Here is a 23,716-nt window from a genome sequence, read left to right on the forward strand (position 1 = left end):
GCCCGCCGACGCTTTCGTGCGTCGGCGGGTTCTGCGTTTTCCGTGGCAGGGAGGTGGCTGAGCCCGTCGAAGCCACCGAACGCGCAGGGCCCGGTCCCTTCGACTAGCACAGGGACCCCTCGCGCACGTCGCCGTCGGCCACGGGTGGCTGAGCCTGTCGAAGCCTCTGGTCCGCTTGACCCGCTCACTAGGCTGGACCGATGACGGATGCCCCCAATCCCCTTCTCGCGCCGCCCGCTCTCCCCTACGACCTGCCCCCGTACGGCAGCATTCGGCCGGAGCACTACCGGCCCGCGTTCCGCGCCGGCATCGCCGCGCACCGGGCTGAGGTTGAAGCGATCACAGCCCAGGCCGAGCCGCCGACCTTCGAGAACACCCTCGTGGCGCTCGAGAGCAGTGGTGAACTGCTTGGTCGAGTGAGCCGCACCTTCTACACCGTCACTGGGGCCGACGGCACCGCCGAGATCCAGGCCATCGAGGAGGAGCTGGCGCCGCTCATGGCCGCTCACCGGGACGCCGTCCAGCTCGACGCCGCCCTGTTCGCGCGCGTCGCTGCCGTGCACGCCCAGCTCGACGACCTCGGCCTCGACGCCGAGAGCCGTTACCTCGTCGAGCGTCATCACCGCGAAATGTCGCTGGCGGGCGCTGGACTCGACGACACGCAGAAGGCGCGCCTGACCGACCTCAACCAGCGGCTCTCGGTGCTCACCAATGCGTTCGAGAAGAACCTCCTCGCCGACACCAACGACCTCGCCGTGGTCTTCGACACCGCGGCGGAGCTCGACGGTCTGAGCGACGGCGAACTGTCGGCCGCGGCCCAGGCGGCCACGAGTCGTGGTCTCGACGGCCGGTATGTGATCACGCTGACGCTGTACACCGGGCATCCGCTGCTCGCTTCGCTGACGAACCGCGAGAGCCGCCGTCGCCTGCTCCAGGCTTCGCGGGCCCGTGCCTCTCGCGGCAACGAGAACGACAACCGGGCCGTCCTGCGCGACATCGTGCGCGTACGTGCGGAGCGTGCCGCGCTGCTCGGCTACCCGTCGCACGCGGCCGCGATCCTCGCCGATCAGACGGCGGGATCCCCGCATGCCGTGCACGAGATGCTCCGCCGACTCGCCGTGCCGGCGGCCGCCAACGCCCGCTCCGAACAGGAGGCGCTCCAGCGCATCGCCGACGCCGACGGCATCCGGATCGACGCCCACGACTGGGCCTTCTACACAGAGAAAGTGCGAGCCGCGGAGTACGACCTCGACCGGGCGGCTCTCCGACCATGGTTCGAGGCGGAGCGTGTGCTGCGCGACGGCGTGTTCTTCGCTGCCGGGCAGCTGTACGGCATCCGCATGACCGAGCGGCACGACCTGCAGGGCTACCATCCCGACGTCCGCGTCTTCGAGGCGCACAACGCCGACGGCAGCGAGCTGGGGCTGTTCCTGCTCGACCTCTACACGCGCGATACGAAGCGCGGCGGCGCCTGGATGAACGCGATCGTCACGCAGTCGGAACTACGCGGTACCGCACCCGTCGTCGTCAACAACCTCAATGTGAACAAGCCGGCCCCCGGCACGCCGACGCTGTTGACCCTCGACGAGGTTACGACGCTCTTCCACGAATTCGGCCATGCCCTGCACGGGCTCTTCGCGACGGTCACCTATCCGCATTTCGCCGGCACGGCGGTGCATCGCGACTTCGTCGAGTTCCCCAGCCAGGTCAACGAGATGTGGATCCTCTGGCCCGAGATCCTCACGCACTACGCCCGACACATCGACACCGACGAGCCGCTGCCCGCCGACGTCGTCGAGCGCCTGCACGCCTCCGAGGCGTTCAACCAGGGTTTCGCCACGAGCGAGTACCTCGCGGCATCCTGGATCGATCAGGCGTGGCATTCCCTCTCGATCGACGAAGCCGCGGCCGACATCGACGTTGCCGGCTTCGAGGCGGCCGCTCTCGCCGACATCGGGCTCGACAACCCGGCCGTCCCCACCCGCTACTCCTCGACCTACTTCGCGCACGTGTTCAGCGGCGGGTACAGCGCGGGCTACTACTCGTACATCTGGAGCGAGGTGCTCGACGCCGACACCGTCGAGTGGTTCCGCGAGAACGGCGGTCTCACGCGCGCGAACGGAGACCGGTTCCGCAACCGTCTTCTGGGCGTCGGCGGTTCGGGCGATCCCCTCGCGGCTTACCGCGACTTCCGGGGCCGGGATGCCGACATCCAGCCGCTCCTGGAACGCCGCGGTCTCGCCGGCTGACGCCGCCGAGGGGGGCGACCTCCGCCCGCCCCCGGTGTCGGGCCCCGCCAAGCCGCCGAAGCCGCATCCCGATCATCGGAACCGCACGCGCTGGGCCACACTCGACTGCGTCCCCGACGATCGGGTGCGGTTCCGGCGCGTCTCGATACGGTGAACGGCTCGTGAGCCTCGCGTGGACGCGGATCGTCAGGCGCTGCGGCGCTTCTGAGCCAGCACGATGGTCGGGGCCGAACGGTCCTCGACGGCCGCGCGCGTGATGACGACCTTCGCGATGTCATCGGCCGACGGCACGTCGAACATGATCGGCCCGAGCACGTCTTCGAGGATCGCGCGGAGCCCGCGGGCACCGGTCTTGCGCAGCACCGCCAGGTCGGCGATGGCGCGCAGGGCGTCCTCGTCGAACTCGAGCTGCACCCCGTCGAGCTCGAACATGCGCTGGTACTGCTTGACCAGGGCGTTGCGCGGCGCGGTCAGAATCTCCATCAGGGCGTCCTGGTCGAGCGGCGACACGGATGCCACGACGGGCAAGCGGCCGATGAACTCGGGGATCAGACCGAACTTGTGCAGGTCTTCCGGCAACGCCTCGCTGAACAGATCCGGGGCGTCTTCCTTGCGGTGCAGCGGCGCGCCGAAGCCGACGCCGTGCTTGCCGACGCGGGCGGAGATGATCTCCTCGAGGCCAGCGAAGGCACCGGCCACGATGAACAGGACATTCGTCGTGTCGATCTGGATGAACTCCTGGTGCGGGTGCTTGCGGCCGCCCTGCGGCGGAACCGACGCGACGGTGCCCTCGAGGATCTTCAGCAGGGCCTGCTGCACGCCCTCACCGGAAACGTCACGCGTGATCGAGGGGTTCTCCGCCTTGCGGGCGATCTTGTCGACCTCGTCGATGTAGATGATGCCGGTCTCGGCGCGCTTCACGTCGAAGTCGGCGGCCTGCAGGAGCTTGAGGAGGATGTTCTCGACGTCTTCGCCGACGTAGCCGGCCTCGGTGAGGGCCGTCGCATCGGCGACCGCGAAGGGCACGTTGAGGCGCTTCGCCAGCGTCTGCGCCAAGTAGGTCTTGCCGCACCCCGTAGGACCGAGCAGCAGGATGTTGCTCTTGGCGATGTCGATCTCTTCGGCGCGGGCTTCCGCAGGCTGCAGGGTGCCGTGCGAGCGGATGCGCTTGTAGTGGTTGTAGACGGCGACGGCGAGGGCGCGCTTCGCGGCATCCTGACCGACGACGTACTCCTCGAGGAACGAGAAGATCTCGCGGGGCTTCGGCAGGTCGAACTCGGCGACTTCACCGGCCGACGACTCGGCCATGCGCTCTTCGATGATCTCGTTGCAGAGTTCGACGCACTCGTCGCAGATGTACACGCCGGGGCCGGCGATCAGCTGCTGCACCTGCTTCTGGCTCTTGCCGCAGAAGGAGCACTTGAACAGGTCGGCGCTTTCACCGATGCGTGCCATGCCGGTTCCTCCCGTCACCCGGCCCCCGCCGGTGTGTGTTCGAGCCTAACCCGAGCCTGGGCGAACAGAGGGCATTTGCGACCGCGCCGCCGTCATGATCGCCCGTAGCGGACGCGGCATCCCTCCCTCTCCCTCGTCTCGAGCGCGAGCTCTCCCCCGTCTCAAGCGCGAGTCGCCAGGAATTGTCGCCTCGGACGGCTCGGAAGCGACAGTCCTTGGCGACTCACGCGCGGGGGGCGGGGGGACGAGGAAGCCCCGCAGACCGAGACGGGTCTGCGGGGCTGGTCGCGCGGGCGTACGTCAGGCGGTGAGGGCCGCAGGCTGGCGCTTGCGCGTCGTCAACACCTGGTCGACGATGCCGTACTCCATCGCCTCGTGAGCCGAGAGGATCTTGTCGCGGTCGATGTCCTTGTTGATCTTCACGATGTCCTGTCCGGTGTGGTGGGCCATCGTCGCCTCGAGCCAGGTGCGCATACGGAGGATCTCCTGCGCCTGGATCTCGATGTCGGACGCCTGCCCGTGGCCCGCCTCGCCCATAGCGGGCTGGTGGATCAGGATGCGGGCGTTCGGCAGGGCGAGACGCTTGCCGGGGGCACCGGCCGCGAGCAGCACGGATGCCGCGGAGGCGGCCTGCCCGAGCACGACGGTCTGGATCTGCGGCGAGACGTACTGCATCGTGTCGTAGATCGCCGTCATGGCCGTGAACGAGCCACCGGGCGAGTTGATGTACATGATGATGTCGCGGTCGGGGTCCTGCGACTCGAGCACGAGCAGCTGGGCCATGACGTCGTCGGCCGAGGCGTCGTCGACCTGGACGCCCAGGAAGATGACGCGGTCCTCGAATAGCTTGTTGTAAGGGTCCTGGCGCTTGTAGCCGTAAGCCGTGCGCTCCTCGAACTGAGGGAGGACGTAGCGGCTCGAGGGCATGTGGGATGCTGCGCCGCCGAAAGTGGGGATGTTCATGTCGGTGTCCTTTTTCCTCTCGGCTCAGACCGCTGCGGTTCCGCCGCCGCCGGTGACGTCGGTGGCGTGCTCGCGCATGTGGTCGACGAAGCCGTACTCGAGGGCCTGCTGGGCGGTGAACCAACGATCGCGATCGCCGTCCTCATTGATCTGCTCGACAGTCTTGCCGGTCTGCGCCGCGGTGATCTCGGCGAGTCGACGCTTCATGTCGAGGATGAGCTGCGCCTGCGTCTGGATGTCGCTGGAGGTACCGCCGAAGCCGCCGTGCGGCTGGTGCAGCAGCACGCGGGCGTTGGGCGTGATGTACCGCTTGCCCTTGGTGCCGCTGGTCAGCAGGAGCTGGCCCATCGACGCGGCCATGCCGATCCCGACGGTCACGATGTCGTTCGGCACGAACTGCATCGTGTCGTAGATCGCCATACCGGCCGTGATCGAGCCGCCGGGCGAATTGATGTAGAGGTAGATGTCTTTCTGCGGGTCCTCTGCGGCCAGCAGCAGAATCTTGGCGCAGATCTCGTTGGCGTTCTCGTCGCGCACCTCGGAACCGAGCCAGATGATGCGGTCCTTCAGCAGCCTGTCGAAGACGCTCGTTGCCATAAGGGGTTCGGGCATGTGTGCTCCTCTTCCGGTGATCTGCAACGAATCTACCGGCGCGTTCCGGGGCGGGATGCCGTGTTCGCCGCGGGCGGATCAGTGCGGTTCTTCGGCGATTTCTCGCGCGTATCCGGTCACGGACCGGGTATAGCGCGGCAGGTGGGGGGCGAGCGCCTGCAGAGCGATGGATGCCGCCCGCTCGGGCTCTCCGCTCGACACCAGTGCGAGCGCGTAGAAGGCGGCGGCGGCGTCGTGCAGATCTCCCCGCGGCTCGCGCTCGTACTCCGCGCGCAGGAGCTCGAGAGCCTCCGCGGTCTTGCCGAGGTTGCGGATGGTGCTCGCGAGCTGGATGGCGGCCCGGGTGCGGCGCTCGTCGTCGAGACCGGTCGTCAGCGCCTGTCGGTACAGCACCTCGGCCTCGGCTTCGAGGCCGGCCGAGTCGCGGGCCCCCGCCCGCTCGAACAGCGCGATCGCGTCGTCTTCCTGCCGTTCGAGCGCCAGCGCGTCGATCCGCTGGATCACCTCGGCCGGATCGAGCGTGTCATCCGCCGAGACCGCATCCACTCTGTCCTGCCAGTCGTCCATCGCTCGTGCCTCTTTCTGCTCTCCTGCGTGGCGTGAGCGTCCGCGCCACCTCCGCGCGGCAGTCGACTCCCGCGCTCGAGCGTCATGAACCCTCCGCGCTGACAGTCGACTCCCACGCTCGAGTGTCCACGACACCCGGACGCCCGCGGGATCCGACCCGCGTGTTCTGGACACTCGAATATGGGCGACACGCCACCGCACCGCCCGGCGCCGCCCCCGCATTGCAGCCGGCACGCGCTCGAGTGTCCACGACACCCGGACGCGCGCGGGGTCCGGCCCGGGTGTTTCGGACACTGACCGGCGTTGCGGGTCGCGCGGTGGCATCCGGGGACGAAGAAGGGGCGGATGCCGCAGCACCCGCCCCTCGTCGTGACTTACTCGCTGTCGGCGGCCTTGTCGGCGGCCTTCTTCTTGGCGGGGGCGCGCTTCTTGGCGGGAGCCTTCGCGGGGGCTTCCTCGGCGGGCGCCTCTTCTGCCTCGACGACGGCGTCGGCGTCGGCCGCGGCGTCAGCGATCTCCTGCGCCTCTTCGACGACCTCGTCCTCGCCGTCGGTGGGCTCTTCGCCCTCGACAGCGACGAAGCCGGTCAGGTCGACGGGCTTGCCGTCGGTGTCGACGACCGTGACCTTACCGAGCGCGATGGCCAGGGCCTTGTTGCGTGCGACCTCACCGACGAGCGCGGGCAGCTGGTTGCCCTGCTGCAGCGCGTTGACGAATTCCTGCGGCGCCATGTTGTACTGCGCGGCCGACTGGATGAGGTACTGGGTCAGCTCGTCCTGCGACACCTGGACGTTGGCGTCTTCGGCGATCTTGTCGAGGACCATCTGCGTGCGGAACTGCTTCTCGCTCGCTTCGGTCACCTCGGCGCGGTGTTCGTCGTCTTCGAGGCGGTTCTCGCCCTCGAGGTGGTTGTGCACCTCGTCTTCGATGAGCGCCGGCGGCACGGGGATCTCGACGGCCTCGAGGAGGGCCTCGATGAACTTGTCGCGCGCGGCGGCGCCCTGCGTGAACACCGACTGCTGCGAGACACGCTCGTTGAGCGACTCGCGGAGCTCGGCGATCGTGTCGAACTCGGATGCCATCTGAGCGAAGTCGTCGTCGGCGTCAGGAAGCTCGCGCTCCTTGACGGCCTTGATGGTCACGGCCACCTCGGCCTCTTCACCGGCGTGGTCGCCGCCAACGAGCTTGGAGCGAAACGTGGTCTCTTCGTCGGCGGTGAGCGATTCGATGGCCTCGTCGATGCCCTCGAGCAGCTCGCCGGAACCGATCTCGTACGACACGCCCTCGGCGCGGTCGATCTCGGCACCGTCGATGGTGGCGACGAGGTCGAGCTCGACGAAGTCACCGGTCGTGGCGGGACGGTCGACGGTGACGAGCGTGCCGAAACGGGCGCGCAGCTTGTCGAGCTCGGCGTCGATGCCGGCCTCGTCGACCTCGGCGGCGTCGACGGTCACGGTGATGGTGTCGTACGCGGGCAGGTCGAACTCGGGGCGCACGTCGACCTCGACGTCGACGATCAGGTCGCCCGAGAAGTCCTTCAGCTCGGGCAGTTCGACGATCTCGGCATTGGGGCGACCGATCACGCGCAGGTCGTTCGCCTCGACGGCCGCGCGGTAGAACCCGTCGAGCCCTTCGTTGACAGCGTGCTCGATGACGGCGCCGCGGCCCATGCGCTGGTCGATGATGGGCGCGGGCACCTTGCCCTTGCGGAAGCCGGGGATCTGCACGTCTTTGGCGATGTGCTCGTAGGCGTGCGCGATGCTCGGCTTGAGCTCGTCGGGCGAGACCGTGATGTGGAGCTTGACCCGGGTGGGGCTGAGCTTCTCGACGGTGCTGTTGACCATGCGGTTCGTTCTCCTCGTGTGGCCCGCGCGCACGCGGGGGCCGGCTAGGCCTGTGGTCTGTGGGGCCGTGACGTCGGGGCGACAGGATTTGAACCTGCGGCCTCCCGCTCCCAAAGCGGGCGCTCTACCAAGCTGAGCTACGCCCCGGGGCGGCGCGCGGCACGCGCCGACGAAACGACCGCTGAAAGTCTAGTCGATCGGCCTGAGCGCGCAGGTCCCGCCATACAGGAACCGGCGGAGACGCCCATGCGCCGCGTTCGCACCACCCGCGCGGGTGTCGTAGAGTGGTCGAGTTCGAGTTCGTCATCCTGCTCAGGATGCCGAAATTCGGGGCTGTAGCTTAGTGGTAAAGCCTCTGTCTTCCAAACAGATGATGCGAGTTCGATTCTCGTCAGCCCCTCCACACATTGCCGCGTGTTGTCGCCTTCGGCCACAGCACCGACAGCATCACGACTTTCTTCGCCGTCTTCGCGAACTAACCCACCTCCTGTTCAGGCCGTTACCTGGCGAGGGCGGCAACGATGTTCAGAGTCGGCCGCGGTGCGCGTGGATACGCGCGAGCGCAACCTCGACCGAGGTCTCACACGGCGTGGGCGGAGCTGACGGCGCGAGACGACGGCCGTCGTCGGTGACGTCGAAGAACTGTATGAGCATGAGAACGAGGTCGATCACGACGATCTGTACGCGAACCCCGTGATATCCATCAGCTGTGTCGACGATCCCACCAATCCGGTCTGCCACATACGACTGGCTGGCCTGCCGCCCACCGTGTTGGGTTCTGCGGAGCCGTGGACGTCGCAGGTTGCCTGCGCGGGTGAGACGTCCCGCCAGCGCCGATCGATACCTCGTCTTGACCTCGAGAGCTGTCAGCTCATCATCGACGATCACGGCGAGATCGAGATCTTGGCGACCTTCCGTTCGGGGCATCCCGGCATCTCCGAGCGCGACAAGGATCGCGCCGAGATTCTCTTCGACGAACACCGCGGTCGCCTCTTCCCCCAGCGCGCCAAGCTGCGCGTCAGTCGCCGCGTTGAGCTCGGCGGTAAGCCGGTCGGCGTCGTCGACGACGTCGAACCGATTCCGAAAGAGACGGGACTCGCCGCCGTCCGGGCCGAGGATCGCAAGCTGGACGAACCCGGGCAGCGCGGAGCGATCGATGTAGATCAACACGACGGCCAGAAACGTGCCCGGGGGCGCCGCGACAGCGAGGCGCTCCATGCGCCGATACTCACGACCATCGGCCGACCAGCCACGATTGAGCGCGCGATCCTGCGCGAACAGATTCGGGCCGTATCCGCCCCCGGCCGTGTGAGGCAGCAGATGGCCGCGGTCCAGTGGGCGCCCCGCACACGTGTCCGCGATCGGGAACGCCCGCTGATAGCTCGCTTCGCGCGATCGATCCACGATCGAGGGTGTGCCGATGGCGAGGACCGTGCGATCCATGCCTTCGGTGGCGTCGAACAGGAACCGTGCTCCGTGATAGGAGAACTCCGTCATCGACGCGCTGGGCAGATCCCCGAGGTAAGCGACGGCCGTCTCGTCGATGACAGCGTCCGCGAGATCGCGGCCCGTCGTGCGGGCGCCAGCGACGATGCGCTCGAAGTCAAGCGGGTTCACGCCGCATCCCGTCCTCGGCTCCCCCGAGCAGCGCCGTCCGTTCAGAGATGTAGCTGCGGTTCATTCCATCGCGGCTTTGCGCTGCGACTCGAAGCGCTCTCCGGTGAGTGCGCCCCGATAGAGATCCTCGCTGAGCAGGTGCAAGAAACCGAAGCGCTCCTGCGGGTCGAAGTGCAGCGCTCCATCACGCACGACGGTGCGCGGATCCATGCCGACAGCGCGGGCGTAATCGACGACCTGGGTCAGATCGACGTTCGCGAGGTGTCCGCGACGCTTGATATCGCGAAGGCGCCGCCAGGTCCGGGAATCGCGAAGCGCCGTCTCCCGAAGCCGGTCGACGCTGGACGTGTCCATCGCGAGAGAGTCGGTGATACCCGTGATCCAGTTAGCGACGTGACGTTCGACGATGCCGCTCTCACGGGCGAGACGCTCGAACGCGATCTGATTGAAGATAACCGCCCAGGTCGGTCCCACGACGAGGTCGAACTCGTTGGAGAACGTGAAGATCTGCTCATCCACGCTTTCGAGACGCTCCCGGCCCATCGCAAGCAGCCGGCCAGGTTTGGCTGCCATCCGCGGGTCCGTGCGACGGATGAACGCGGCTTGCTCGCCGCTTTCCCCTACCCCGACCACGTAGAAGCCGATGCTCGCATCGAGCTGCGTCGGGCTGACAGGCGCGAGATCACCGGCGTGAAGGACCGCCGCTCTGAGATCTGCGATCTCGTCAAGCGACTCGCGATCTTCGATGAGGAAATGCTCCCCCGCCTGTAGTTCCGTAAGGGCGGTGTACTCGACGGTCTTCCCGTCAGCAATGCGCGTGCGTGCATCTCGCCCGAATCCCCGTAAGGCATCGGCGGCGTCGGCGGCGAGCCGCACGCGGCGCACGTCGCCGCCCTGGTCGAGGGCACGTCCCACGACCAGCGACAGCGGACCGTCAAGATGGATGTCGAGTGCGGCGAGTACCTGAGCAGTGGTCATGCCGTCATGTCCGTTTCCTTCTCCATTTCTCCACGAGGACGCTCGAGGAGAGATCGACGAGAGCCCGCTCCTCGGGCCAGTCGGCGACTTCGGATCGAGCAATCAACGCGAACGACGACGTCCTCGTCTTCGCGGTGTAGACCCGGTACCCGATCAGATACAGCAGAGGGTTGATGTGAACTCGTCCGGTGGCGACGTGGATCACGATGACGAGGAACATCGCCGCAGCGGCGATGATCCCGTTCAGCGGCGACGCAGACGGGTCGATCAGGACGGGAACGATGTAGGCCGCGATGTACCCGACGACCTGGTCAGACGCGTCCTCGATCTCGGTCAGCTCGAAACGCTCAGGGTTACCCGTCGTGACGAGGACACCGCCGACCACGAGCACCAGCACGCCCACCCCGGTCAACGCGTAGAACGCCCACGACCACCACACCTCGCCCGATCGCAGTGCGATGAGAAGGAACGCGGGAGCGAAGGCGGCAAGCGCGAGTTCTACCCGCGGGACGAGCTTGCCTCGTCGTGGCGGACGGGTGCTCATTCGAACCCGACATCGGCCCGGACCTCGCGGGACTGCTCGGACGGAACGATACGACCAGCATCGTCGATGCGTGCGACATCCCACCAGCGTTCGTCGATGAGCGCGAGCTCCTCCGGGGGCGCGAGGATGAGGAGAGTGTCCTCGCCTCGAAAGAAGGTGACCATCGGTGTGGCGTCGCGGATCGTCCCCGCTGAGTACACGTTCACGTGCACTTCGAGCTGACGGGACACCTCGGGCGCGATGTCGATGACTTCCGGCCCTCCATCGACCGCGTCCTCCCTTAGAACCGAGTGGGTCGTTTGGCGCGTCCGATACGAAGTCTCCTCGTCGCCGTCGTGGACGTACAGGTCAAGGTCGGAGACCGCCGACGACCATCGCAGTTCGATCCGGGTCGGTCGCGGCGCCGGCGCCGGAAGCAGTCGCGCGATCTCGGCGCGGAACTCGGCAGCGTCGCGAGGGCGTCCGATTCGCACGTCGGGGTGAGCACGCGCACGGTCACGATCCGACGGGGGGACCGCATCCACGACGCGTTCCCCGAGGGGACCGTGGGCGACCAGGAGCACCGTCGCACCCGGCAGGTTCGTGACGTAGTCACGCATCGTGCCTCCGTGCCTGAGCGCAGCGGGCGACTTGTACTGCTTGACCTCCACTGCCACCACCGTGGTGAGATCTGCCGGGGTGCCGGTCATGCGCCGCTGGAACCGATAATCAGGCTGAATGCCGCGCTTTCGGCCCCCGTGCAACGTGCCCGTTGCCGCAGAGCGAACCTCGCACCACAGTTCGACTGGGCCGTGCAGAGTGGGCAGATTCGCGAGCAGCGTCGCGTGAAACGGGAATCGCAACGCGTTGTCGACGACCACGAACTCGAGCCGGGACTCGAGGGCGCGGTCGAGCTGAGTCGTGATCCACGCGGAGTACAGCTCGTGGCGCTTTCCCCACGCTGGCAGCGACAGGACATCGAGGAGATCCTCGACATCACGCTCGACCGTTACCTCGTCCCGTTCGTCTGCGTCGAACTCGTCGAGCCACTCGTCGATCGCGGCGAGGTTCTCGTCCAATGGTCCGGTCGCCTTCGTCGCCGCGTCGGCCGTCCATGCGTAGACCGCCCCCGCCACGAAGAGGGGCCACAGATCGGTCGCAGCGAAGTAGATCTGCTCGAGCACCGGGTCCCGTCGCAGGTCGTCATGGTGCTTACGCTCCCATGCTCGCACAGCGTCCATGTCGACGCCCATTTCCTCGAGGCGCTCCAGCACGCGACGGACCAGACTGATGATGCGTCCCGCCCGGTCATCAATATGCGGACGCCCGGTGGGGACCGGATCCGGCACGCCTTCCGCGAATCGCCAACTGTCCCACGAAGTCGCGCCAGCACTCAGCAACAGTCCGTTCACCGAATCCCAGGACATGTAGTCCTGCAGCGGGCCAGGATGAAACGCACGGGACGCGTCAAAGGAAAGAGGTCGCAGCCGAATGACGGTGCTTTCCATACGACGGACGCGTTCGCGAAAGTCGTTCAGCGACTCATCTACGAGGTCGCCTTCAACGAACTCGTACTGAACGCGGAGGTTCCCTCCTGTGCCCGCCAGTGCATCCACGCGCTGCATCAGACGCAGAAGGTCGCGCAGCATGCCGGTGAACGACGCGACCAGAGGAGCGAGTGCGTGAAGCAGGTCACGTGACGACCATCTCGCGTCATCCATCGCCTGGTCGATCTGCACTGCTCCGTCGTGCCCTTGACGCACGAGGACCCGGCGGAGGTGTTCAACGACGTCGGCGTCGTAGTCGTTCGGACGCAGCGCGCCTGCTCGCTCCCACTCACGCCACAGCCCTGCCGCTGTCACCTGCATGCAGCCCCCGTTCCGCTACCGCCAGCATTGCAGAAGGAGAACAACCACGGCGAGGATCGACGCGCATGCCCGCGGGGACGACGTAAGGTCATGCGTTTCGCAGCCCGATCGTGCGCGGCATTTTTTGCGGCGGGCTGGACATCGGCGTGGTCAGTCACTCCCCGAGTCAGGCCCGGCGGGCAGCGCCGACCGGTGCCGCTCGCTGTGAGCGAGATAGACCTGCGCGTTCCGCAAGATCTTCGTTCTCTCGTCGTCGGTCAATGCCCGGCGCACCTTGGCGGGGACTCCGGCCACGAGGGAACCCGCCGGCACCACCGTGCCCTCGAGGACGACCGCTCCCCCGGCGACGAGGCATCCGGGTCCGATCTCGGCGCCGGAGAGCACGACGCTGCCCATGCCGATCAGTGAGCCGTCGCCGATCGTGCACCCGTGCACGACGGCGTTGTGCCCCACCGACACATCGGTTCCGATGCGCACGGGGCGTCCGGCATCGACGTGCACCGACACGTTGTCCTGGAGGTTGCTGCGCGCCCCGACCGTGATCGACGCGCTGTCAGCTCGAAGGACCGCGTTGTACCAGACGCTCGCGCCTTCGCCGAGGTGCACCTCCCCCACGATCCGCGCACCGGATGCCACGAACGCGGTGGCATCGATGGCGGGTGCGGCGTCGGGGAGGGCGAGCACGGTGGCATCCGGGGCGATCGTCATGCGAGCGACCCTATCCACCGCCGCCGACGCCGTCGCGAATGCCGTCTGAGAGTAGGTGAGGATTGCCTATTCACCAGGGATTTAGCCGAGCCTCATCTTGCTTGCGGAATGGAACAGAGTGAGTAGCGTTCTTTACATCAGACTTCGAACGTCGCCTAAGGAGCAAAAAATGAGCACCGTTCAGACCCCCGCCGCCACCACCGTCGACTCCACCATGGCGTCCGGTACCGCCCAGTTCCTCTCCCCCGTCGTTATCGGCCTCGAGGCGCTCGTCGTCAATGGCAAGCAGGCGCACTGGCACGTGCGCGGCTCGAACTTCATCGGGGTGCACGAGCTGCTCGACACGGTCGTCGCCCACGCGCAGGACTGGGCCGACCTGGCCGCCGAGCGCATCGTCGCCCTGGGGCTGCCGATCGACGCGCGCCTGTCGACCGTCGCCGCGAAGGCGAAGGCCACCGAGGTTCCTGCCGGTTTCGCGCAGTCCGACGTGGTTCTGCGCGCCGTCATCGCCGACATCGATGCCGTGCTCGTCGACATCGAGGCGGCCATCGAGGGCCTCGACGAGATCGACATGTCGAGCCAGGACGTCGCCATCGAGATCAAGCGCGGTCTCGATAAGGACCGCTGGTTCCTCTTCGCGCACCTCGCCGCGTAAGACTCTCCACGACGGGGGCGGTGCTTCGGCGCCGCCCCCGTCGTCGTTCTCGCAGACGATGGCGGGAGGGGTCAGCACCTGTCGCCGAGTCGATGCTCAGGCGACGCTTCTTGCCCCCTCGAGCCCGGGGCTCAGCCGCTGTGCGTGATCCGACCGGCGATCAGCGTCGTGCGCACCGGCATCGCGCGCAGGCTCCGTTCGTCGGCGGTGAGCGGGTCTGCCCCGACGATGATCAGATCCGCCGTCGCGCCGGGTGAGATCTCCGCCGGCGCCGTCGTCCCCCCGACGGTGGATGCCGCGATCGCCGTGTCGATGCCCACCCGCTGGTGCGGCTGCCACGCGTCGCGCCCGTCGCGCGTGCGGAACACCGACGACGCCATCGCCGCCCACGGGTCGAGCGGCGCCACCGGGGCGTCGGAGCCGAACCGTACGTTCGCCCCGCTGTCGACCAGGGCCCGCAGGGGGTACGGCTGCGCAGACTGCTCCGCCCAGATGGCGTCCGTCATGTCGCGGTCGTCCAGCGCGTGTTCGGGCTGAACGCTGGCGGCCACGCCCAATCGCGCGAAACGCGGGATGTCGGCGTGGGCGACGAGCTGCGCGTGCTCGATGGTGCCGACGGCACCGCTGCGCGCGTATGCGTCGAGGGCATGGCTGTTGGCGACGTCGCCGATGGCGTGGATGGCGCACTCCAGGCCCGCCGCCGTCGCCCGCGTCATCATCTCGACGAGCTCGTCGGGAGCCACCGTCAGAAGACCGTGATTACCGACGTCACCCGGATAGTGGTGCGCGCACGCCGCCGTACGGGTGCCGAGCGATCCATCGGTGATGGCCTTCAACGGCCCGACGCGCACGAGATCGTCGATCGCGCCACGCACGGGGTCGCCGGTGCGGAGTCCCTCCGCGATCGCGCGATCCAGGTGCTGCGGATAGGTGCCGTACGAGACGCGCAGCGTATCGAAGCCGCGCGTCACGCGCCGCTGCCACGGGCCGTCGTTCCAGGTCATGTCGAGATCGACCATGCCCACGATCCCGCGGGCGGCGGCCTCTCGCGCCATGCGCTCAATAGCCCGGTCGGCGACGTCGGGGGCGACGGCGTTGAGGCGCCGCGAGATCTCGAAGGCGTCCTCTTCACGCAGCATCCCGGATGCCACGGGCGCGAAGCCCTCGCGACGGAAGGCCGCGGAGTTGAGCCAGACGCTGTGCACGTCGGCGTTGATGAGATACGTCGGGATGACACCGGTGGCGGCATCCAACAGCTCCAGGCTGGGCGCGTCGGGCCAGAGGCCGTCGCGGAATCCGGCGCCGACACGGCATCCATCGCTCAGCGCCGCGGCGCCCATCACGGCGGCACCCTCACGCGCGGACGAGACTGCGGCGAGGGGCACGCGATCAGCGACCAGCGCCCACTGAAGCGCGTGGACGTGGTGATCCCAGAGCCCGGGAAGCAGCCAGCCGCCCTCGCCGTCGATCACGAGACCGGTCGGACGCAGATTGCCGGTCGGCGCGATATCGGCGATGCGACCGCCCGCGATGACGATGTCGACCGGCTCCTCGGTGGGGAGGAACTCGCGGCCGGGACCCGCGACTCGCACGGCGCGGAGGAACCCCGCGTTCTCGCCGATCACGGGCGCACCCGTGCAGCGGCGGCCCGACGCATCTCTGCGGCGAGCTCGGCGTTGTGCTCGGAAAGACCCGCGATCACCGTCTCGACCACCTCGGCGGTCTTGTTCTGACTCAGCTTCCTCTTGGCCGTGACCCGCGTCGGCGTCAGCCGGAATCCGACCGTCCCCCGCTCGAGCCGCTCGACGAACGCGGCGTCGTTCGGCAGTGCATACAAGCCACGCGCGTCGGAGCCGTCGCCCTCGAACCGTGCGACGAGGCGCTGGAGCACGCGCAGGTTCTCTTCGGGTGCCAGCAGTTCCGGGATGCCGGACAGGTGCGCGGAGACGAAGTTCCACGTCGGCACCGCGGGGACGTCGCCGTACCACCGCGGCGTGATGTAGCCGTGCGGTCCCTGGACGACCACGAGCAGCTCGCGATCGCCGAGACCGAGGATCACGTCGTCGGGCTTGCCGACGTGACCGACGATCGTGAGGTCATTGCGGTCCTCGTCGAGCATCACCGCGTAGTGCGAGGCGACGAGGCCTCCGTCGGTCTGACAGACGAGGGTGACCCACGGGTGGCGGTCGATCAGGCGTCGGATCTCTCCGACGTCGGTCATCGCGAAGCTGGGGTTCTGACGCACCGAATCAGCCTAGAACGCCGGCGGCTTCGACGGGCTCAGCCGCCTCCGTGCGGGTGGGCGGTCACGCCTGGCAGTTCGGGCACCAGTACAACTTGCGACCCGCGGCTTCCTCCATGACGATCGCCGTTCCGCAGATACGGCAGGGCAGTCCCTCGCGGTGATAGACCCAGTGCCGGTCGGCGCGGCGCGCCATCGCTCGTCGATAGGCGGCCGGGTCGAGGTCGTCCATCGTCATCATCTGACCGGTCTCGACCCCGACGGGCAGCAGCCGCGCCCAGTCGCGCCAGATGCCGCGCACGACCTCTTCGGGCACGTCGCGTCCGGGGGTGTGGGGGTTCTGCCGCGCGCGGAAGAGGATCTCTGCGCGGTAGACGTTGCCGATCCCGCTGACGACCGCCTGGTCCATCAGCAGCAGACCGATGGGCGTCGGCTTCTTCTTCACCGTGGCGGTGAAGCGCTCCGCGCCCTCGACAAGGTCGTCGACCAGGGGATCGGGGCCGAGCTTGGCGATCGTGGCCTGCACCTCGTCGGGCGTCTGCAGCACGCACGCGGTCGGCCCGCGCAGGTCCGCACAGGTCGTTTCGGTGAGCAGTCGGAGGCGCACCGCGCCCACCGGCGGCGGGGGCCACTCGGTCTGCTCCTCGAGTCCCGTCGTCTGTTCGGACATCCGCACACGGGCGCGGCGCGGGGCACCGATCGAGCTGAGGGAGTTCTCGCCGGCGGCATCCATGATCGCGTCGTCAACGACGGTGCCGCGCTGGTTCGTCTGCCCCATGCGCCCGTTCGACGACGCGATGGTCGCGTCGACCGACACGTCGCCCGAGAAGTCCCAGGCGCCGTACATGCCGAGATGCACGCGCAGCCACACGTCGCCGTCGAAGCGCAGGAACATCTGCTTCGCCACGGCCCGCACCTCGAGCGCCTCGCGCCCGTCGAGGACCTCGGCGCCCTCGACGAAACGGCCCTGAGGACTGGATGCCGCAACCGTGCGGCCCACGATGTTGCGCTCGAACTGCCGGGCGATGCGGTGGACGGAATGCCCTTCGGGCATCAGCCTGCCTCGGGGTCGAACGAATCGCTGGCGTCGGTCTCGGTGTTCTCGGACGCGCCGGCGCGGGGATCGGGCAGGAGCACGCCGTCCTGCTCGAACGCGGCGAGCTGCCCGATGCGACGCGCGTGGCGCTCCTCGCCGGAGAAGGGGGTGGCGATGAAGCGATCGATGAACGAGCTCGCCTCTTCGAAGGAGTGCTGGCGCGCGCCGATCGAGATGACGTTGGCGTCGTTGTGCTCGCGGGCGAGCTCGGCCGTGGAGATGTTCCACACGAGCGCCGCACGCACGCCGAGCACCTTGTTCGCCGCGATCTGCTCGCCGTTACCCGAACCGCCGAACACCACGCCGAGTGCTTCGACGCCCGCTGCCTGATCACGCACAACCGCCTGGGCCGCGCGGATGCAGAAGGCGGGGTAGTCGTCGAGCGGGTCGTACTCGATGGGTCCGTGGTCGATCACCTCGTGCCCCTGCGAGGCGAGGTGGTGCTGGATCTGGGTGGAGAACTCGAGACCGGCGTGATCGGTGCCGATGTGGATGCGCATGAGGGAATCCTATTGAAGGGGCCCGACACCGCGGGCGGATATGACGACGCCGCCCACCCCCTCCGCGGGGATGGGCGGCGTCGAGGGAGGTCAGGGGCGCACGCCCGCGGCCACCGGCTTGAAGCCCGCGCGGATGTTCTCGCAGCATCCGGGGCGGCACACGTCGTACCAGGGGCCGAGGTCAGTCAGGTGCGGGCGCTCGGTCTTCGGCGTGCCCTTCAGCCGCTCCTCGACCAAGTCGATGAGCCCCGAGACGTAGGCGGGGTCGATGCCGGGCGTTGGGGTACGCACCGCCTTGATCCCGGCCTCCTCGGCCGCCTCCATCGCCTCGGTGTCAAGATCCCAGAGCACTTCCATGTGGTCGCTCACGAAGCCGAGGGGCACGATCACCACGGCCTCGGCACCGCGGCCGGGGAGCTCGGCGATGACGTCGTTGACGTCGGGCTCGAGCCAGGGCTGCGTCGGCGGGCCGGACCGCGACTGGTACACGAGCTCCCACTCGACGTCGGCGACGGCTCCGGCGACCTCGGCCATCACGAACGCGGCGACGGCCTTGTGCTGCGCGGCGTAGGCACCGCCTTCACCGAAGTCGACGTCGCGGGGGCCGGAGCGCTCCGCGTCGGCCGACGGGATGGAGTGGGTCGAGAAAAGCACACGGATCTTCTCGGGCGAGATGCCCTCCGCGACGAACGCCGACACGGCATCCGTCACACCTCGCACGAACGTCGTGACGAACCCGGGGTGGTCGAAGAACTGGCGGACCTTGTCGATTGTCACCGTCTCGCCCAGGCCCGTCGCCTCGAGCACGCGGGCGTAGTCCTCGCGGTATTGCCGGCAGCTCGAGAACGAGCTGTAGGCGCTCGTCGCAATCGCCAGGAGCGTGGTGTCGCCGGCCTCAGCCGCTTCGGTCACGGCCTCTTCGAGGTAGGGCTCCCAGTTGCGGTTGCCCCAGTACACGGGGAGGCCGAGGCCCCGCTGGGCGATCTCCGCCTCGAGGGCGGCCTTCAACTCGCGGTTGTGCTGGTTGATCGGGCTCACGCCGCCGAAGTGACGGTAGTGGTGGGCCACCTCTTCCAGCCGCTCGTCGGGGATCCCGCGTCCGCGCGTGACGTTGCGCAAGAACGGGATGACGTCGTCCTGACCCTCCGGGCCGCCGAATCCGGCGAGGAGGATGCCGTCGTAGGCGACGGGCGTCTCGACCCATTCGGGTCCGGATGCCGCGGCGGGCGAGGCGTAGAGGACGGTCTCAGCGTTGGTGTCCGTGTCGGTCGTGCTCACGGTGCAATCCTCCCACCTGGCCGGGACGGCCGGACGCGGGTTGTCTCGTGACTAGGCTTATCTGGTTGTCATCGTCGCCGACGGCGCTCGTCGTCACCCGCGTCCGCGCTCGTTCGCGTCGATTCCGCCCTCATCCCCGGGAGAACGCCAGTGCCAGGAGAGAACCTCACCCGCATCGAAGCGCAGGAACGCCGCGCGATCGTCGATACTCGCGAATACCGCGTCGAGCTCGACCTCACCCGTGGCGACGAGGTCTTCTCCTCGCGCACGGTCGTCACCTTCGCCGCGACCGAGGGGGCGTCGACGTTCATCGACCTCATCGCGCGCAGCGTTCGCTCGGTGACGCTGAACGGTCGCTCTCTCGACCCCGCCACCGTGTTCGCCGACTCGCGCATCGCCCTCGAGGGTCTCGCCGCCGAGAACGAGCTCGTCGTCGAGGCCGACTGCGAGTACACGAACACCGGTGAGGGCCTGCACCGCTTCGTCGACCCCGTCGACGGCGAGGTCTACCTCTACTCGCAGTTCGAGGTGCCCGACTCGCGTCGCGTGTACACGGTGTTCGAGCAGCCCGACCTCAAGGCAGCCTTCACCTTCTCGGTGACCGCGCCCGCGGCGTGGAAGGTCGTCTCCAACTCCCCCACGCCCGACCCGGTTATCGTCTCCGACGACGTCGCGCGGTGGGACTTCCCGCCGACGCCGCGCATCTCCTCGTACATCACCGCCCTCGTGGCCGGTCCCTACGAGTCGATCTTCAGCGAGCTGACGAGCGCCGACGGTCGCGTCATCCCCCTCGGTGTCTTCGCGCGCAAGAGCCTGTGGAAGCACCTCGACGCCGACTACGTCTTCGAGAAGACCCGTCAGGGCTTCGCGTACTTCGAGGAGAAGTTCGGCTTCCCGTACCCCTTCGCCAAGTACGACCAGCTCTTCGTGCCCGAGTTCAACGCCGGCGCCATGGAGAACGCCGGGGCGGTCACCTTCACCGAGACCTACGTCTTCCGCAGCAAGGTGACGGATGCCGTGAAGGAACGCCGCGTGGTGACGATCCTCCACGAGCTCGCCCACATGTGGTTCGGCGACCTCGTCACCATGAAGTGGTGGAACGACCTGTGGCTCAACGAGTCGTTCGCCGAATGGGCGTCGACCATCGCCACCGCCGAGGCCACCGAGTGGGAGGCCGCCTGGACGACCTTCAACGCGATGGAGAAGACCTGGGCGTACCGCCAGGACCAGCTCCCCTCGACCCACCCGGTCGTCGCCGAGATCACCGACCTCGAAGACGTGCAGGTGAACTTCGACGGCATCACCTACGCCAAAGGCGGGTCGGTGCTCAAGCAGCTGGCCGCCTGGGTCGGGATCGAGCAGTTCTTCGCGGGTGTCGCGGCCTACTTCCAGAAGCACCAGTGGTCGAACACGGAGGTGGGCGATCTGCTCGTCGAGCTCGAGGCCACGAGCGGGCGCGACCTCGGCGACTGGGCCAAGAAGTGGCTCGAGACCGCGGGCGTGAACACGCTCACCCCGCTCATCGAGGAAGGCGCGGACGGCACCATCTCTCGCTTCGCGATCGTGCAGACGGCCCCGTCCGACTACCCCACGATCCGCCCCCATCGCCTCGGGATCGGCTTCTACTCGTTGAACGACGCGGGCGCCTTGGAGCGCGTGCACCGGATCGAGCTCGACGTCGACGGCGACCGCACCGAGGTGGCGGAGCTGCGCGGCATCCGTCGTCCCGACCTGGTGCTGCTCAACGACGACGACCTGGCCTACGCCAAGATCCGCCTCGACGAGCGCTCGCTCGCCACGGCGATCGCGCACCTCAAGGACATCTCCAACCCCCTCGCCCGCTCGCTCGTGTGGGGCGCGGCCTGGGATCAGACCCGGGATGCCGAGGCCTCGGCCACCGACTACCTCGACCTCGTGCTGCGCAACATCGGCTCCGAGACCGAGTCCACCACGGTGCGCACGACCCTCGCCCAGCTGCAGCTCGCGGCCAACTCCTACGTCGCTCCCTCGACCCGGGACGCCGCGCGCGAGCGTGTGGCCGACGGCCTGTGGGAGCTCGCCCGATCGGCGGAGGCCGGGAGCGACAGCCAGCTGCAGTTCGTCACGGCATTCGCGTCGGCGGCCTCCACCCCGGCTCACGCCGAGACGGTGCGCTCGCTGCGTGACGGCGACACGACGCTCGAGGGCCTCGAGGTCGACACCGACTTGTCGTGGCAGCTTCTCATCTCGCTCGCCGCAGCGAGGGTGGCGACCGAGGCCGACATCGAGGCGGCGCGCGCCGCGGACAACACGGCCAAGGGCGGCGAGTTCGCCGCCACCGCGCTGGCGTCCCTGCCGTCGCACGAGGCGAAGCAGAGGGCGTGGAACTCCCTCATCGACTCCGCCGATGCGCCGAACACGATCGTGCGGGCGACGGCGGCGGGCTTCACCCACCCGACCACCGTCGACGCGCTGGCCGACTTCGTCGAGCCCTACTTCGCCATGCTGTTGCCCATCTGGGAGTCGCGCAGCTACCAGATCGCGCAGTACCTCATCGTCGGCCTCTACCCCGCCGCCCTGGCCAATAAGGCCCTCCGCGACGCGACGCGACAGTGGCTGACGCAGAACGCCGACGCCGCGCCCGCGCTCCGTCGCCTGGTCGGCGAGAACCTCGCCGGCGTCGAGCGGGCCCTCGCCGTGCAGGAGCGCGACGCGCAGTAATCGGGTCCTCGATCGGATGCCCTCTCCCCGTCGCCGGGAGGGGGCATCCGTCATTCGGACGATCATCCTCCGGTAGCCCCGGGTCATCCTCGCGGAGGACGACCCGTAGAGGGTCGCTCCCTAGCGTGGAAGCATGATCGTTGCAGACAACCTCACCAAGAGATACGGCGCCAAGACCGCGGTCGACGGCGTCTCGTTCACCGTCGCCCCGGGCCGGGTGACCGGCTTCCTGGGGCCCAACGGCGCCGGCAAGTCCACGACCATGCGCATGATCGTCGGCCTCGACCGCCCCACCGCCGGTCGCGTGACCGTCGGCGGCCAGGACTACCGGCGGCTGCGCTCGCCCCTCACCGAGGTCGGTGTGCTGCTCGACGCCAAGGCCGTGCACACGGGCCGCTCAGCACGCCACCACCTTCTCGCGATGGCCGCCACCCACGGCATCCGCCGAGCGCGCGTCGACGAGGTGATCGAGCTGACCGGTATCGGATCGGTCGCCGGCAAGCGGGCCGGAGGGTTCTCGCTCGGAATGGGGCAACGCCTCGGGCTCGCTGCCGCCCTTCTCGGCGACCCTCACACGCTCATCCTCGACGAACCGGTCAACGGCCTCGACCCCGAGGGCGTCCGCTGGGTGCGCACGTTCGTGCGTCACCTCGCCTCGGAGGGGCGGACCGTGCTGCTGTCGAGTCATCTCATGAGCGAGATGTCGCAGACCGCCGACCACGTCATCGTCCTCGGCCGTGGGCGGGTGCTCGCCGACGCTCCCCTCTCGGAGCTCGTCGGATCGTGGACCGCGACGACGCTCGTCGTGCGCTCCCCCCGCCTGTCCGACCTCGTCGCCGCCCTCCAGATTCCGGATGCCACCGTCTCGGTGCTCGAGCCCGGTGCCGCCCAGATCACGGGGGTCACCGCGCAGACGGTCGGCGACCTCGCTGCCCGCCACGGCATCCCCCTCTACGAGCTCACCCCGCGCAGTGGCTCGCTCGAGGACGCCTACCTCGCTCTGACCGAGGACTCGGTCGAGTACAAGACCAAGGAGATCGCATGACCTCGCTCACTGCGGCACCCCGCCGCGCCACGCACGCACCCGCCCACCGCCTCACGTTCGCTCACCTGCTGCGCAGTGAGACCATCAAAATCCTCACGCTGCGCTCGACCTGGTGGTCCTTCGGCCTCACCGCGGCGCTCTCGCTGGCCATTTCGTTCCTGCTCGCGATGGCGGCGCGCGACAACGGCGGCGAGTTCGCAGCCGCCACGCTGATGACCGCGCCCATCCAGTTCACGATGCTGGTGGCCGGAATCTTCGGCGCGATCATCATCACCGGCGAGTACTCGACCGGCATGATCCGCTCCACCCTGACCGCCGAACCCCGCCGCGGAGCAGTCCTCCTGGCCAAGGCGATCGTGATTTCGGCCGTGATGGCCGTGACCACCGCGGTCACCTACGTGCTGGCGAGCGTCATCACGGCGCCGCTGGTGACGGGCGGTCTGGACTGGTCGACTCCGTCCGAATCGGTCGTCCCGCTCACGCTCGGTGTCGCGTCGATGATCGCGTTCAGCCTCATCGGCCTCGGCTTCGGCGTGCTCATCCGCAACGGCGCCGGAGCGATCGCCGCCACCGTGGGGGTGCTGTTCGTGCTCCCCATCGTGGTGAGTCTGTTCGCCTTCACGGGCGAACGGTGGCAGTGGCTGCTCGATTCGGCCCAGTATCTGCCCATGAATGCCGCGGCCACATTGACCAGTCCCGGCGCGACCGACCTGGCGGCTCCCGCGATCGCCCTGACCGCATGGGCTCTCGTGCCCCTGCTGCTGGGGTGGGCGGCGCTGCGTTCACGCGACGCCTGACCCCTCCTCCCCACCCGTC

General features: G+C 68.3%; 20 protein-coding genes and 2 tRNA genes. 6 read left to right on the plus strand and 16 right to left on the minus strand.

The window, feature by feature from the left end:
• Positions 1-200 precede the first annotated feature (200 nt).
• Positions 201-2,249, plus strand: coding sequence for a M3 family metallopeptidase (locus MT347_RS07605; protein ID WP_243499690.1), 2,049 nt, complete (start codon positions 201-203; stop codon positions 2,247-2,249).
• Positions 2,250-2,435: 186 nt separating this feature from the next.
• Here the strand turns inward: MT347_RS07605 and clpX are convergent, their stop codons facing one another.
• From clpX to MT347_RS07635, 6 genes are all read right to left on the minus strand, one after another.
• Positions 2,436-3,704 (minus strand): ATP-dependent Clp protease ATP-binding subunit ClpX, encoded by a 1,269-nt coding sequence (gene clpX, locus MT347_RS07610; RefSeq protein ID WP_243499692.1) that lies wholly within the window; start codon positions 3,702-3,704, stop codon positions 2,436-2,438.
• A gap of 300 nt (positions 3,705-4,004) precedes the next feature.
• A complete protein-coding gene (locus tag MT347_RS07615; RefSeq protein ID WP_243499694.1) occupies positions 4,005-4,667 on the minus strand; it encodes an ATP-dependent Clp protease proteolytic subunit in 663 nt (220 codons plus the stop codon).
• A 24-nt stretch (positions 4,668-4,691) separates the two neighbouring features.
• Complete coding sequence (locus MT347_RS07620; protein WP_243499696.1) at positions 4,692-5,279, minus strand: ATP-dependent Clp protease proteolytic subunit; 588 nt, start codon at positions 5,277-5,279, stop codon at positions 4,692-4,694.
• A gap of 78 nt (positions 5,280-5,357) precedes the next feature.
• Positions 5,358-5,846 carry a tetratricopeptide repeat protein gene (locus MT347_RS07625; protein ID WP_243499698.1) on the minus strand — a complete coding sequence of 163 codons (489 nt, stop codon included), beginning with the start codon at positions 5,844-5,846 and terminating at the stop codon, positions 5,358-5,360.
• Positions 5,847-6,220: 374 nt separating this feature from the next.
• Positions 6,221-7,690 (minus strand): trigger factor, encoded by a 1,470-nt coding sequence (gene tig / locus MT347_RS07630; RefSeq protein ID WP_243499700.1) that lies wholly within the window; start codon positions 7,688-7,690, stop codon positions 6,221-6,223.
• A 73-nt stretch (positions 7,691-7,763) separates the two neighbouring features.
• Positions 7,764-7,837 (minus strand) — tRNA-Pro (locus MT347_RS07635).
• Between the two features lie 182 nt (positions 7,838-8,019).
• Between MT347_RS07635 and MT347_RS07640 the strand changes: the two genes are divergently transcribed.
• Positions 8,020-8,093, plus strand: a tRNA-Gly gene (locus MT347_RS07640).
• Between the two features lie 122 nt (positions 8,094-8,215).
• Here MT347_RS07640 and MT347_RS07645 read toward each other — a convergent pair.
• From MT347_RS07645 to MT347_RS07665, 5 genes are all read right to left on the minus strand, one after another.
• Positions 8,216-9,307, minus strand: a complete 1,092-nt coding sequence (locus MT347_RS07645) for a hypothetical protein (protein ID WP_243499702.1) — start codon at positions 9,305-9,307, stop codon at positions 8,216-8,218.
• 60 nt (positions 9,308-9,367) lie between these two features.
• Entirely contained in the window at positions 9,368-10,222 is an 855-nt protein-coding gene (locus MT347_RS18380; protein WP_243499704.1) for a Kiwa anti-phage protein KwaB-like domain-containing protein, read from the minus strand.
• Between the two features lie 67 nt (positions 10,223-10,289).
• Positions 10,290-10,829 (minus strand): hypothetical protein, encoded by a 540-nt coding sequence (locus MT347_RS07655; RefSeq protein WP_243499706.1) that lies wholly within the window; start codon positions 10,827-10,829, stop codon positions 10,290-10,292.
• Positions 10,826-12,676 (minus strand): hypothetical protein, encoded by a 1,851-nt coding sequence (locus MT347_RS07660; protein WP_243499708.1) that lies wholly within the window; start codon positions 12,674-12,676, stop codon positions 10,826-10,828. The genes MT347_RS07655 and MT347_RS07660 overlap by 4 nt, the downstream gene beginning before the upstream one ends.
• A gap of 150 nt (positions 12,677-12,826) precedes the next feature.
• A complete protein-coding gene (locus MT347_RS07665) occupies positions 12,827-13,384 on the minus strand; it encodes a gamma carbonic anhydrase family protein (protein WP_243499711.1) in 558 nt (185 codons plus the stop codon).
• Positions 13,385-13,553: 169 nt separating this feature from the next.
• Between MT347_RS07665 and MT347_RS07670 the strand changes: the two genes are divergently transcribed.
• Entirely contained in the window at positions 13,554-14,039 is a 486-nt protein-coding gene (locus MT347_RS07670) for a Dps family protein (protein ID WP_243499712.1), read from the plus strand.
• 131 nt (positions 14,040-14,170) lie between these two features.
• On the opposite strand, the gene MT347_RS07675 is transcribed toward MT347_RS07670, so the two are convergent.
• From MT347_RS07675 to MT347_RS07695, 5 genes are all read right to left on the minus strand, one after another.
• The gene (locus MT347_RS07675) at positions 14,171-15,664 is read right to left on the minus strand and encodes an amidohydrolase (protein ID WP_374206518.1); all 1,494 of its coding nucleotides are present in this window, start codon (positions 15,662-15,664) and stop codon (positions 14,171-14,173) included.
• Positions 15,661-16,284, minus strand: coding sequence for an FMN-binding negative transcriptional regulator (locus tag MT347_RS07680; protein WP_243499714.1), 624 nt, complete (start codon positions 16,282-16,284; stop codon positions 15,661-15,663). Before MT347_RS07680 ends, MT347_RS07675 begins: the two co-directional genes overlap by 4 nt.
• 61 nt (positions 16,285-16,345) lie before the next feature.
• The gene (locus tag MT347_RS07685; RefSeq protein WP_243499716.1) at positions 16,346-17,335 is read right to left on the minus strand and encodes an Fpg/Nei family DNA glycosylase; all 990 of its coding nucleotides are present in this window, start codon (positions 17,333-17,335) and stop codon (positions 16,346-16,348) included.
• Entirely contained in the window at positions 17,335-17,877 is a 543-nt protein-coding gene (locus MT347_RS07690; protein WP_243499719.1) for a ribose-5-phosphate isomerase, read from the minus strand. The genes MT347_RS07685 and MT347_RS07690 overlap by 1 nt, the downstream gene beginning before the upstream one ends.
• 90 nt (positions 17,878-17,967) lie before the next feature.
• Entirely contained in the window at positions 17,968-19,155 is a 1,188-nt protein-coding gene (locus tag MT347_RS07695; protein WP_243499720.1) for a ferrochelatase, read from the minus strand.
• A gap of 150 nt (positions 19,156-19,305) precedes the next feature.
• On the opposite strand from MT347_RS07695, the gene pepN reads away from it, so the two are divergent.
• The 3 genes from pepN (at position 19,306) to MT347_RS07710 (ending at position 23,697) form a co-directional block, all read left to right on the plus strand.
• Entirely contained in the window at positions 19,306-21,855 is a 2,550-nt protein-coding gene (gene pepN / locus MT347_RS07700) for an aminopeptidase N (protein WP_243499722.1), read from the plus strand.
• Positions 21,856-21,988: 133 nt separating this feature from the next.
• Positions 21,989-22,900 carry an ABC transporter ATP-binding protein gene (locus MT347_RS07705; RefSeq protein ID WP_243499724.1) on the plus strand — a complete coding sequence of 304 codons (912 nt, stop codon included), beginning with the start codon at positions 21,989-21,991 and terminating at the stop codon, positions 22,898-22,900.
• Positions 22,897-23,697 (plus strand): ABC transporter permease subunit, encoded by an 801-nt coding sequence (locus tag MT347_RS07710; RefSeq protein WP_243499726.1) that lies wholly within the window; start codon positions 22,897-22,899, stop codon positions 23,695-23,697. The genes MT347_RS07705 and MT347_RS07710 overlap by 4 nt, the downstream gene beginning before the upstream one ends.
• The last annotated feature ends 19 nt before the right edge of the window (positions 23,698-23,716 follow it).

This window comes from Microbacterium sp. VKM Ac-2923 (assembly GCF_022815605.1).
Classification (GTDB): Bacteria; Actinomycetota; Actinomycetes; order Actinomycetales; family Microbacteriaceae; genus Microbacterium.

Excerpts from the sequence above, each read along its gene's own strand:
- MT347_RS07660 (WP_243499708.1), bottom strand. The coding sequence starts at position 12,676 with ATGCAGGTGACAGCGGCAGGGCTGTGGCGTGAGTGGGAGCGAGCAGGC.
- MT347_RS07685 (WP_243499716.1), bottom strand. The coding sequence starts at position 17,335 with ATGCCCGAAGGGCATTCCGTCCACCGCATCGCCCGGCAGTTCGAGCGC.
- MT347_RS07705 (WP_243499724.1), top strand. The coding sequence starts at position 21,989 with ATGATCGTTGCAGACAACCTCACCAAGAGATACGGCGCCAAGACCGCG.
- MT347_RS07710 (WP_243499726.1), top strand. The coding sequence starts at position 22,897 with ATGACCTCGCTCACTGCGGCACCCCGCCGCGCCACGCACGCACCCGCC.
- MT347_RS07625 (WP_243499698.1), bottom strand. The coding sequence starts at position 5,846 with ATGGACGACTGGCAGGACAGAGTGGATGCGGTCTCGGCGGATGACACG.
- MT347_RS07615 (WP_243499694.1), bottom strand. The coding sequence starts at position 4,667 with ATGAACATCCCCACTTTCGGCGGCGCAGCATCCCACATGCCCTCGAGC.
- MT347_RS07665 (WP_243499711.1), bottom strand. The coding sequence starts at position 13,384 with ATGACGATCGCCCCGGATGCCACCGTGCTCGCCCTCCCCGACGCCGCA.
- MT347_RS07605 (WP_243499690.1), top strand. The coding sequence starts at position 201 with ATGACGGATGCCCCCAATCCCCTTCTCGCGCCGCCCGCTCTCCCCTAC.
- MT347_RS07670 (WP_243499712.1), top strand. The coding sequence starts at position 13,554 with ATGAGCACCGTTCAGACCCCCGCCGCCACCACCGTCGACTCCACCATG.
- MT347_RS07620 (WP_243499696.1), bottom strand. The coding sequence starts at position 5,279 with ATGCCCGAACCCCTTATGGCAACGAGCGTCTTCGACAGGCTGCTGAAG.
- MT347_RS07690 (WP_243499719.1), bottom strand. The coding sequence starts at position 17,877 with ATGCGCATCCACATCGGCACCGATCACGCCGGTCTCGAGTTCTCCACC.
- tig (WP_243499700.1), bottom strand. The coding sequence starts at position 7,690 with ATGGTCAACAGCACCGTCGAGAAGCTCAGCCCCACCCGGGTCAAGCTC.
- clpX (WP_243499692.1), bottom strand. The coding sequence starts at position 3,704 with ATGGCACGCATCGGTGAAAGCGCCGACCTGTTCAAGTGCTCCTTCTGC.
- MT347_RS07655 (WP_243499706.1), bottom strand. The coding sequence starts at position 10,829 with ATGAGCACCCGTCCGCCACGACGAGGCAAGCTCGTCCCGCGGGTAGAA.